General features: G+C 71.1%; 8 protein-coding genes. 3 read left to right on the forward strand and 5 right to left on the reverse strand.

The genetic code is table 11. The features are described from left to right. Positions 1 to 95: 95 nt before the first annotated feature. Positions 96 to 1685, reverse strand: a complete 1590-nt coding sequence (gene serA, locus AB0J58_RS42650; protein WP_343969929.1) for a phosphoglycerate dehydrogenase — start codon at positions 1683 to 1685, stop codon at positions 96 to 98. A 230-nt stretch (positions 1686 to 1915) separates the two neighbouring features. Here serA and AB0J58_RS42655 point away from each other — a divergent pair, with 230 nt between their 5' ends. Next, a complete protein-coding gene (locus tag AB0J58_RS42655) occupies positions 1916 to 2770 on the forward strand; it encodes a hypothetical protein (protein WP_343969932.1) in 855 nt (284 codons plus the stop codon). 51 nt (positions 2771 to 2821) lie between these two features. Here AB0J58_RS42655 and AB0J58_RS42660 read toward each other — a convergent pair whose 3' ends face one another. Genes AB0J58_RS42660 through AB0J58_RS42670 form a run of 3 tightly spaced genes read right to left on the reverse strand, consistent with a single transcriptional unit; the run spans position 2822 to position 6725 of the window. Next, on the reverse strand, positions 2822 to 5446 hold the full coding sequence (locus AB0J58_RS42660) for an FtsX-like permease family protein (protein WP_364227111.1): 2625 nt from the start codon (positions 5444 to 5446) through the stop codon (positions 2822 to 2824). After that, the gene (locus tag AB0J58_RS42665) at positions 5443 to 6201 is read right to left on the reverse strand and encodes an ABC transporter ATP-binding protein (protein ID WP_364227114.1); all 759 of its coding nucleotides are present in this window, start codon (positions 6199 to 6201) and stop codon (positions 5443 to 5445) included. Before AB0J58_RS42665 ends, AB0J58_RS42660 begins: the two co-directional genes overlap by 4 nt. Next, positions 6198 to 6725 carry a PadR family transcriptional regulator gene (locus tag AB0J58_RS42670; protein WP_364227117.1) on the reverse strand — a complete coding sequence of 176 codons (528 nt, stop codon included), beginning with the start codon at positions 6723 to 6725 and terminating at the stop codon, positions 6198 to 6200. Before AB0J58_RS42670 ends, AB0J58_RS42665 begins: the two co-directional genes overlap by 4 nt. Positions 6726 to 6813: 88 nt before the next feature. On the opposite strand from AB0J58_RS42670, the gene AB0J58_RS42675 reads away from it, so the two are divergent. Then, the gene (locus AB0J58_RS42675; RefSeq protein WP_343969944.1) at positions 6814 to 7362 is read left to right on the forward strand and encodes a DUF1707 and FHA domain-containing protein; all 549 of its coding nucleotides are present in this window, start codon (positions 6814 to 6816) and stop codon (positions 7360 to 7362) included. Positions 7363 to 7399: 37 nt separating this feature from the next. Here AB0J58_RS42675 and AB0J58_RS42680 read toward each other — a convergent pair whose 3' ends face one another. Then, positions 7400 to 8776: an MFS transporter gene (locus tag AB0J58_RS42680; RefSeq protein WP_364227120.1), complete on the reverse strand. Its 1377-nt coding sequence runs from the start codon at positions 8774 to 8776 to the stop codon at positions 7400 to 7402. A 333-nt stretch (positions 8777 to 9109) separates the two neighbouring features. Here AB0J58_RS42680 and AB0J58_RS42685 point away from each other — a divergent pair, with 333 nt between their 5' ends. Next, complete coding sequence (locus tag AB0J58_RS42685) at positions 9110 to 9994, forward strand: CAP domain-containing protein (RefSeq protein ID WP_364227122.1); 885 nt, start codon at positions 9110 to 9112, stop codon at positions 9992 to 9994. Positions 9995 to 10067: the final 73 nt, after the last annotated feature.

The raw sequence follows: 10067 nt of genomic DNA on the forward strand, positions 1-10067 counted from the left end.
TGTGTTTGTTTATTTCTTCTTTTGTGAGTTGTGTTCTGGTGCGCCCGCGCCCGCGCGCCCCGCGGTGCGGGGCGACGGCCACCTCGGTGTGACAGCTAGTCGGCCAGGTCGACCGAGCGGCCGCTGTCGGCGCCGATCTCCGCGCCGATCTGGTCGATCACGTCGGCCGGGATGGCGGTGTCGACGGTGAGCGCGATGAGGGCCTTGCCGCCCTTGACGTCCCGGGCCACCTGCATCGAGGCGATGTTGATCGAGTGGTCGCCGAGGATGCGGCCGACCACGCCGACGACGCCGGGGCGGTCGGTGTAGGTGAAGAACGACAGGTGGTCGGTCGGCTCGATCTCCATCTGGTAGCCGTTGACCTCGACGATCTTCGTGATCTGCCGCGGACCCGACAGGGTGCCGGAGACCGAGACCGCGCGGCCGTCGGCGAGGACGCCGCGGACCGTCACCACGTTGCGCCAGTCGGGGCTCTCCGCGCTGGTGACCAGCTCGACCGAGACGCCGCGGTCCTTGGCCAGCAGCGGGGCGTTGACATAGGTGACGGAGTCCTCGACCACGTCCGTGAAGACACCCTTGAGCGCGGCCAGCTCCAGCACGCGGACGTCGTGGGCGGCGATCTCGCCGCGCACCTCGACGTCGAGCTTGGTGGCGACCTCGCCCGCGAGGGCCGTGAACACCCGGCCGAGCTTCTCGGCCAGCGGCAGACCCGGCTTGACGTCCTCGGCGACGGCGCCGCCCTGGACGTTGACCGCGTCGGGCACGAACTCCCCGGCGAGGGCGAGCTTCACGCTACGCGCCACCTGGGTGCCTGCCTTCTCCTGGGCCTCGTGGGTGGAGGCGCCCAGGTGCGGGGTGACGACCACCTGGTCGAGTTCGAAGAGCGGGCTGTCGGTGACCGGCTCCTTCGGGAACACGTCGATGCCGGCGCCGGCGACGCGGCCCTCCTTGATCGCGGAGTAGAGGGCGTTCTCGTCGATGATGCCGCCGCGGGCGACGTTGATGAGGCGGACGTTCGGCTTGACCGCGTGCAGCTCCCTGTCACCGATGAGGCCGATGGTCTCCTTGGACTTGGGCAGGTGCACCGTGATGAAGTCCGCCTCGCGCAGGGCCTCCTCCAGTGTGACCAGGCGGACGCCCATCTGCGCGGCGCGGGCCGGCTGCAGGTAGGGGTCGTAGGCGATCAGCTCGACGCCGAACGGCTGGAGGCGCTGCGCGACCAGCTGGCCGATCTTGCCGAGACCGAGGATGGCGACGACCTTCTCGTCGAGCTCCACGCCGGTGTACTTCGAGCGCTTCCACTCGCCGCCCTTGAGCGCGGAGTGCGCCTGGGCGACGTTGCGGGCGGAGGCGAGGATCAGCGCGACGGTGTGCTCGGCGGCGCTGGTGATGTTGGAGGTCGGCGCGTTGACGACCATGACGCCCGCCTTGGTGGCGGCCTCCACGTCGACGTTGTCCAGCCCGACACCGGCGCGGGCGACGACGCGGAGCTTGGGCGCGTGGGCGATCGCCTCGGCGTCGACCTGCGTGGCGCTGCGCACGATGAGCGCGTCCACGTCGGCGAGCGCGGGCAGGAACTGGGCACGGTCGGCGCCGTCGGTGTGGCGGACTTCGAAGTCCGCGCCCAGGACCGCGAGACCGGCCTCGGAAAGTTCCTCGGCGACCAGTACGACGGGCTTGTTCACAGGCTGGATCCTTACTAGGCGGTGAGGGTGCACGGACCTCACGTAGTCTATCGACGCTTGTGAACGTATTCACGAGTGTCCCGAGATGCGAGACGCGACCGCCCCATGATCCAGCACGCCGGTACCCGCTCCTGACACATCCCATGCACCAAAATTCAAGTTGGTCTTGATCCTAAGAAAACTTCGCGATTACCCTGATAAGCCGTGGGTCACTACCTATCGTTCCTCATATGAGCATCGGGAACCCCGCTCTCGGCAACGTACTCGCGCAGCACGGCGAGCCGCACCGGCTGCTGGCGGCGCTTGCCGAATGGGGACTCCTGGTCGCCGTGCGACCTGACCGCTCCGTCGTGCTCGGCACGACGCAGGCCGGTGAGCGTGTCCTGCTCGGATACACCTCGGCGGACACCTACGCGCGGCACCGTGGCAGCCACTCGCTGTCGGCGTGCGACGCCGACACAGTCCTCGACATCCAGCGGGTCACCGGCGTACGGGAGATAGTGATCGACGCGGCGGGACCCGCGGCCGCGGCCGTGCCGATCGAGGATCTCCAGCGGTACCTGCTCTCGAAGCGCAGCGGCCCCGCGCCCGTGCTGTCGAGCACGACGCCGACGGCGTACGCGACCGGGGCGATGGCCACGGTCTCGCGTCCCGCGCCGGCGCGCCCGCAGAGAACGCCGGTGCCCGCCGCGCCCGCCCAGCCGTGGATCCCCGCGCCCCGGCCCCACCTGTCGGGGCCGATGCAGATGGTGGATCCCGGCTACCGGAGGTGCGAGCACCCGATCCTGCCCGCGCTGCGCGCCGCGATCTCGTACCTGCTCGTCGACTACCCGCTCGTCCATCACGTGTGGATCTCCGAGGCCAGCACCTCCTCCGGCGCTCCGGGAATCATGCTGCACGTGAAGGTGCACATGTCGGCGGCCGAGGACGTGGTCAGGGACATCCATCGCGGGGTGCGCGCCCGGTTGCCACAGCTCGCCGCGAGCGAGGCGCCGATCCTGATGGCCAGGGTCGCCGACGCCCGCAGCGAGCAGCGGATGATCGAACTGGGCGCCCACGTGGTCTGCGCCGACGTCACCGACTGAACCGGTCCGCGGGGCACGGGCGCTGAACACCCGCCCCGCGGACCGGCCCGGCTATCCCAGTCGCCGGGCCGGTGTCACCCTGGTCCTGGCGGACGCCATCGCGATCAGCGCCGCCAGCAGCGGCAGGCCGATGCCCACCACCAGCAGCGTCTGCCACGGCACGCTGAGGATGACGCCCAGCTTCTCGAACGGGACCCCGTTGAGCGCGATCTCACGCTCGGCGTCACGCCGCAGGCTCACCTGACTCGCCAGCGCGAGCCCGGGGACCAGCCCGGCGAGTAGTCCCAGGGGCACACCGAACCCGGCGACGACCGTCGCCTGCCCCGCCGCCACCAGCCTGCGTGTCAGGGGACGCGCCCCGACCGCCGAGAGCGTGTCGAGGTCGGGACGGGCGTCGGCCGCGGCCAGCCCGGAGGCGGTGAGCGTTCCGCCGAGCACCACCAGCGAGGCGAGGCCCGCCATGACCCACATGATTCCGGGGACCCTGTCGGCTCTGTTCCGCCGGACCCCCCGCTCGGTCTCGACCGCGACGTTGGGGGTGACGGCGCGCACCGGCCCGCTGAGCCGCTGCTCCTGCTCCGGGGTCAGCCGGGCGACCGCCGGATCCACGAGCAGGTGGCTGAGCTTGGGGATGAACCCCGCCCTGGTGATCGCGGCGACCGGCAGCACACCGCGCACGTTGAACGGTCCCGGAACGGTGACCACCACCGCGGGCACGGCGAGGACCTGTTCCTTCTCCTGGTCGCTGCCACGTGTCCAGGTCCGGAGACGGAGCCTGCCGTCCCTGACCGTTTTCGGATTGAAGACCACGGCCTTCCCCTCCGCCAGCGCCGCCTCGGCCGCCCGGTCGGTGCGGCCCAGCAGGAGACGGAGCAGGCCCGGCCCGCCCACGGGGATCTCGTTCAGCGGACCCGTCGAGGTCATGCAGCGGCTGCATCTGCCATCTCGCGCGTGGAAGTCCACCGTCCTGCCCTTGGCGTCGACAGGCCGGTAGGTCTCCACCAGCGGCACGCCGGGAAGCGTCCGATCGACGATCGGACGGATCTCCTTCCAGGACTCCTCCGTCACGTCGTCGCCGTGGATCGCCGTGGTGCCCGTCGGATAGGCCGGCCGGTAGTACTCCTCCGACGCCCGCTCGCTGCTGGCGACGCCCACGGCGACCGTGCTGAACGCCGCCGCCGCGGCCAGCACCGCCACGACGGCGGGAGCCGTACGGCCGCGGTTGCGGGAGGCGTCGCGGACGGCCAGCCGGAGGGGCAGCGGGAACCCTCCGGCCAGGCCGCCGATCCGCCGAATGAGCCAGGGCGTCACCATGACCAGGCCGAGCAGCCCGAGCACCGCGCCGAAAAGGACCACCGCGTCGGTCGACCGGACCCCGTAGACCATGGCCCCGGCCCCCGCCGCCAGCAGGACCAGTCCGAGCAGCGGCCATCCGGTCCGGTCACGCGTCTCGGCCCGCCGGCCGGCGAGTGCCGCCACCGCGTCGGCCCGGGCGGCCTGTACGGCGGGCACCACGGCCGCCGCCACCCCGCTGACCACGGCGAGCGCCGCGACCAGCGCGATCTGCCCAAAGGGAATCTCGAACGCCCCAAGACCACCGGCCGGCCAGATCCCCGCCCAGGCCACGATCCCCCTGGCGACGGCGATCCCGAGGGCGGCTCCCAGCACGGCGGCGACCAGGCCCAGGGTCAGCCCGTCGGCCAGCACGACCAGCTTGAGGTGGCGGGCCGAGCCGCCCTGGGCGGTGATGAGCGCGAGCTCCCTGCGCCGGCGCCGCAGGCCGACGGCGAAGGCGGGCCCGGCCAGCAGCACGACCTCCAGCACGGCCAGGGTCACCCCGGAAACGGCTGCCAGGACGGCGCCGCGCGTGATGGTGGATCTCGTCCCGGGCTCTTCGACCGCCTGGTCCGGACCGCCTCCCACGGGCGGCGGGTTCTCCAGCACCGCCCGCGACAGCACGGTCACCCCCGCCTGGTTGAACCGGCGTGTCTCGGTCCAGGTGACCGGCGCCGGAGCGTCCAGCAACCAGGACCGCTCGGCGTCGATCACCCCCGAACCGGGGTTCAGCGAGCCGGGCAGCCCGATGATCGCGCGCCTGCGGCCGCCCGGCTGCGAGACCACCGTTCCCACCACACGCTTGGGCACGTCGTCACGGGTGTAGCGGAGGGTCGAGCCCACGGCCGGCTCCATGGAGTCGGTGACGACCACCTCGTCGGCGGCCTGCGGGTAGCCCCCCCGGACAAGCGGGAACATGGCGCCCGCCATCGGGTCGCGCAGGTCCACCTCCAGGACCTGCGCGAAATCGTAGGCGGCCCCCGTCCAGTACTCCCCTGAGCCGCTGTTCATCGGGATGATCCGGCTGCCGGGTCCGGCCAGGGCCAGGATCTCCGCCCGGGACCGCGACGGCTCCCCCTCCTTTCGAGGTCGCCAGTCGTAGCCCGTCACGTCCTGCCTGATCGGCCCGGCGGCCCCGGTGTCCGTCAGCTTGGCGTCGGCCGCGCCCAGGTCCATGGTCAGCCGCTCCTCCGGCCGGAGGTTCTCGGTCGCGGAGAAGGTGAGCGCGGCGGTGACCGCGAGGACGGGCAGGCCGATCATCACGATGATGAGCGCGCTGCGCGCCTTCGCCCGGACGATGCTCCGGCGGGAGATCCGCAGTGCGGCGAGGAGGGCGCTCATGCCTCTCCTCCGCTCCGCGGCCCCGAGGCGGGGGTGCGTTCCGCGCTCGACCGGGCACTCTCCAGGGGCGTGGCGGTGGAGTCGGCGATCTCGCCGTCGCGCAGGAAGATCACTCGGTCGGCCCAGGCGGCGTAGCGGGGTTCGTGGGTGACGAGCAGCACGGTGGCCCCCGCGTCGCAGCGGCCGCGCAGCAGCTGGAGGATGTCGTCGCCGGTGGGGGTGTCGAGGGCGCCGGTGGGTTCGTCGGCCAGGATCAGCCGCCGCTCCCCGACCAGGGCACGGGCGATCGCCACTCGCTGGCGCTGGCCGCCGGAGATCTCGTCGGGGAAGCGGCCGGCGACGTCGGCCAGACCGACCTTGGCGAGGGCGTCCCCCGCCTCGCGGCGGGCCTGCCCGGCCCTGACGCCGTCCAGCTCGCGCGGGAGCATGACGTTCTCCGCCGCGGTCAGCGACGGGATCAGGTTGAGGTCCTGGAAGACGTAGCCGACATGGCGGCGGCGGAGCCCGGCGAGCCCCCCGGCGGTCATGCCGGAGAGCGGCGTGCCCGCCACCACGACCTCACCCGAGGTGGGCCGGTCCAGGCCGCCGGCGAGGTTGAGCAGAGTGGACTTGCCCGACCCCGACGGCCCCATCACCGCGACCAGCTCGCCTGCGGCGACGTCCAGGCTCACCTCCCGCAGCGCCGGTACGGCCTGCGGCCCGTCTCCGTGTACGCGGCTCACGTCCATGAGCCGTACGACCGGATCGAAACTCATTTCTGCTTCTCCTGCGTCTGGGGGGAGGCCGTGAGCACTGCCTCGCAGTGGTCGAGCCAGCGCTGTTCGGCCTCGGCCTGGAAGATCATCGAGTCGAGCACCAGCCGCTGGGCGGGACCCTCGACGTTCGCCCGCTTGGCTCGGACGAACTCCTGCAAGGTGCGCATGGTCGCGGTGCGCTGGGCCTGGATGATCGGCCGCACGTCCGCGGCGGCGGTGACCGCCATCGCGAGCTTGATGACCAGCTCGTCCCGAGGCCGGTCCGACTGGGCGACGGGGGTGCCGAACCATCGCTCCATCTCGGCCCGGCCGGCCTCGGTGATCGAGTAGACGACCCGGCCCTGCTCGTCCTGCTCGCCGGGGCTCACCAGGCCGTCGCGTTCCATCCGGGAGAGCGTCGTGTAGATCTGGCCGATGTTGAGCGGCCAGGTCGCCCCCGTCGACGCCTCGAACTCGGCGCGCAACTGGTAGCCGTAGCGAGGTCCCTGGCTCAGCAGGGCGAGGAGCCCGTGTCGGATCGCCATGCATACTGAGTATGCATACTCAGTATGCTCGCTGCAAGAGATCTGCATATTCTGGACAGGTTCCGCCCTTGGGGCCGATACTCGGAGGATGAGCTCGACGCATCCCCCGTCCCGTGCCTCCGACGGGGATCGCGATCGTGCGATCAACGAGCTCCGTGACCGTGCTGTCGAGGGGCATCTGTCGCACGACACGTTCCTCGGCCGCGTCGACATGGCCCTGCGTGCCCGCAATCAGGGCGAACTCGACAATCTCGTCGCCGACCTGCCGCAACGCGGCCGGTTCCGCCGCATGGTCACCGAGGTCGTCGCCTCGGCCTCCGACTTCACCAAGCGGGTGGAGTCGGCCTGGCGGCGTCCCAGGCTGCCCAGGCTGGCACTGCCCGCCGACGACCGGACCCGCTACGTGGTGGGCCGGGGCTCCGCCTGCGACCTGGTCCTCGCCGACCTGACCGTCTCCCGGGTGCACGCCGAGCTCCGCCGCGACGAGGACGGCTGGGTCCTCGTCGACCTCGGCTCGTTGAACGGCACCCGGCTGAACGACTGGCGCCTGGTGGGCCCGGCGAAGGTCCGGCCGGGCGACGTCGTCTCCTTCGGCGACTGCGGCTTCCTGATGATCACGCCTCAGCTGTTGTCATGACCTCGGCGCCCGGCCCTCCCGTGCCCGGTCGCCCTCCTCAGTCGGCCTCGGTCACCTCTGCCTCGGCCACTCCCGCCCCGGCCTCCCCGAGTTTCTCCGCGGTCAGGGTGTAGCGCGTGGTCAGCACGATGCTGACCACCATCAGCAGCGCGGGCAGCAGCGTCGTGCCGTACAACACGGCCGTGGTCGCCGACTCGGGCTGCGCGACCGGCGTGGCGGGGTCGGACTCCACGAACCCGGTCGCACCGAGCAGCCAGCCGAGGATGAACGCGCCGAACGCGAAGACCACGGTCTCGGCGGCGGTCCACAGCCCGGTGAACACTCCGGCACGCCGCTTTCCGGTGACCAGCGTGTCGTGGACGATCACATCCGAGAGCATCGAGAACTGCAGCAGCTGGAACCCCGCGTAACCGATGCCGACGAGAAGCACGCAGGCGTGCGCGTACGCCGAGCCGAGCGGTCCGGAGAAGGCCATCCCGACGGTGCCCACCGTGAACAGCGCCGACGACAGGATCATCGCCCCGCGCTTGTCGTAACGCTTGGACAGCCAGACCCAGAGCGGCATGGTGATCAGCAGCGGGCCGACGATGCCCAGGAAGAGCGTGGTGGTCGCCGCCGGATCACCCAGCGTGTAGGTGGCGAAGTACGGTGAGCCGGCCAGCATGATCCCGGCCGCGAGCATCTGGGCGCAGCTCAGGCCGAGCAGCACCATGAACGTCCGGTTCGAGCGGGCGGCGGTGAACTGGGCGCCAAGCGACGACTCCGCCTCGGCCCGCGCGACCATCGGGGCGCGGGCCGTGCCGAAGAAGGCCGCGAGCATCGACAGCAGCAGCACCCCGCCGACGACCAGCCCCATGGTCCGGTAGCCGGAGACCTCGGTGCCCGCGATCATCGGCGCGACGGCCCCGGAGAGCAGGATCCCCAGGCCGACGAAGACCATCTTCCACTGCAGCAGGGAGGAGCGCTCGTGGTAGTCGTCGGTCATCTCCGCGGGCATGGCCTTGTACGGCACCTCGTAGAAGGCGTAGGCCGTCGCGGTGAGGAAGTAGCAGAGGCCGACGTACAGCGCGGCGGACAGACCGGTGAGCGGAGGGCCCGCGAAGGTGAGCGTGAAGGTCACCGGCAGGGTGAGCGCGCCCAGCAGCATCCACGGGCGGCGGGCCCCGAAGCGGGAGACCGTCCGGTCGGAGCGCTGGCCCACCCAGGGGTTGATGAACATGTCCCAGAGCTTGGGCAGGAAGGCCACCACCCCGGCGATCCAGGCGGGAACCGCCAGCACGTTCGTCATGTAGAAGAGCAGCAGCAGGCCGGGGACGGTGGAGAAGGTCGCGGTGCAGATTGAGCCGACACCGTAGCCGATGCGCACGCCGCGCGGCACGGTGACGACGGCGGGTGAGGGCGCCGGGGAGATCATGCCACATTCAATCGCAGCGAGTGACCGCTTGGTAGGTCCCGGGCGACGCGAATATTTTTACCTTCCTCGTCGAGGGCCCCCCTCGCCTTACCCGGCCCAGTCGATCTTCATGTCGACTGATGTCATGAATGCCCAGCTCAGACGGGCTGAAAAGGGACTTACCAGGGCACATCTCCCCCAACTTGGACCGGTGCATCGTCAGCCCCAGACGTCTATGTGATCACTCTGGTTTACCTGGAGCCCGCAATTAATGTCGGTAATTTGCTGACAAAGCCGACCTGCCCCCGACAGAATGCGGAACCGTCCAGCGTCTCACCAACTGGAGGAACCGACATGCGCAGACCACTAGGGGTACTGCTGTGCCTCGGGAGCCTGGCGGCCCTCAGCACGCCGATCGCCACCGCGCACGCCGCGTCCGCCCCCTTGGCCGAGTGCCGCGTGTACGCCGCCAAGCCCTACGTCACCGCGGCGGGACGGATCCAGGCCTCCGCCGCACGGCTGGGCTGCGACGACACCGCGCTGGTCCGCGTCCGCATCAAGCGCGCCGTGGCCGGCGCCGACCCGGTCGTCAAGAGCGCCTCCCTGCGCGGGACCAACGGGCGGGTGACCGTGAGACTGTGGTGCGCTCCCGGCGTCTACTACTCCGTCGCCACCGACTACCGGGGCAACGTCAGCCGTTCCAAGGCCGTCAGGCTCGCCTGCTCCCCCGCGGCCACCCCGAGCCCCACCTCCACCGCCCCGACCCCCGGCCCGGTCCCCACCCCGACGGCCACCACCAAGCCGACACCGGCTCCGACCCGCACCACCACCGCCCCCACCCCCGCGCCGGGAGGGTCCACCACCTCCGAGGAGGTGGTGCGCCTGACCAACGCCGAACGGCAGAAGGGCGGCTGCGCCCCGCTCGTCTCCGACCCCCAGCTGCGCTCGGCCGCGCAGGGCCACTCCGACGACATGGCGGCCAAGAACTACTTCAGCCACACCTCGCCGGACGGCACGGACATGACCGCCCGCATCAAGGCGAGCGGGTTCAGCCCGATGCGAGCCTGGGCGGAGAACATCGCGATGGGCCAGCGCACCCCCGCCGAAGTGGTGCGGGGCTGGATGAACAGCTCCGGTCACCGGGCCAACATCATGAACTGCGCCTACACCCATCTCGGGGTGGGCGTGGCCAACAGCTCACGCGGCATCTACTGGACCCAGAACTTCGCCAAGCACTGAGCATCACCGGGGACCGGGTCCGGCCGGGCGCCCAGCCCGGCCGGACCCCGCCGCCGACCGGCTCAGATAGGAA

Origin of the sequence: Streptosporangium sp. NPDC049644 (genome assembly GCF_040675205.1) — a bacterium.
Classification (GTDB): Bacteria; Actinomycetota; Actinomycetes; order Streptosporangiales; family Streptosporangiaceae; genus Streptosporangium; species Streptosporangium fukuiense.

Excerpts from the sequence above, each read along its gene's own strand:
- AB0J58_RS42655 (WP_343969932.1), top strand. The coding sequence starts at position 1,916 with ATGAGCATCGGGAACCCCGCTCTCGGCAACGTACTCGCGCAGCACGGC.
- AB0J58_RS42660 (WP_364227111.1), bottom strand. The coding sequence starts at position 5,446 with ATGAGCGCCCTCCTCGCCGCACTGCGGATCTCCCGCCGGAGCATCGTC.
- AB0J58_RS42665 (WP_364227114.1), bottom strand. The coding sequence starts at position 6,201 with ATGAGTTTCGATCCGGTCGTACGGCTCATGGACGTGAGCCGCGTACAC.
- AB0J58_RS42670 (WP_364227117.1), bottom strand. The coding sequence starts at position 6,725 with ATGGCGATCCGACACGGGCTCCTCGCCCTGCTGAGCCAGGGACCTCGC.
- AB0J58_RS42675 (WP_343969944.1), top strand. The coding sequence starts at position 6,814 with ATGAGCTCGACGCATCCCCCGTCCCGTGCCTCCGACGGGGATCGCGAT.
- AB0J58_RS42680 (WP_364227120.1), bottom strand. The coding sequence starts at position 8,776 with ATGATCTCCCCGGCGCCCTCACCCGCCGTCGTCACCGTGCCGCGCGGC.
- AB0J58_RS42685 (WP_364227122.1), top strand. The coding sequence starts at position 9,110 with ATGCGCAGACCACTAGGGGTACTGCTGTGCCTCGGGAGCCTGGCGGCC.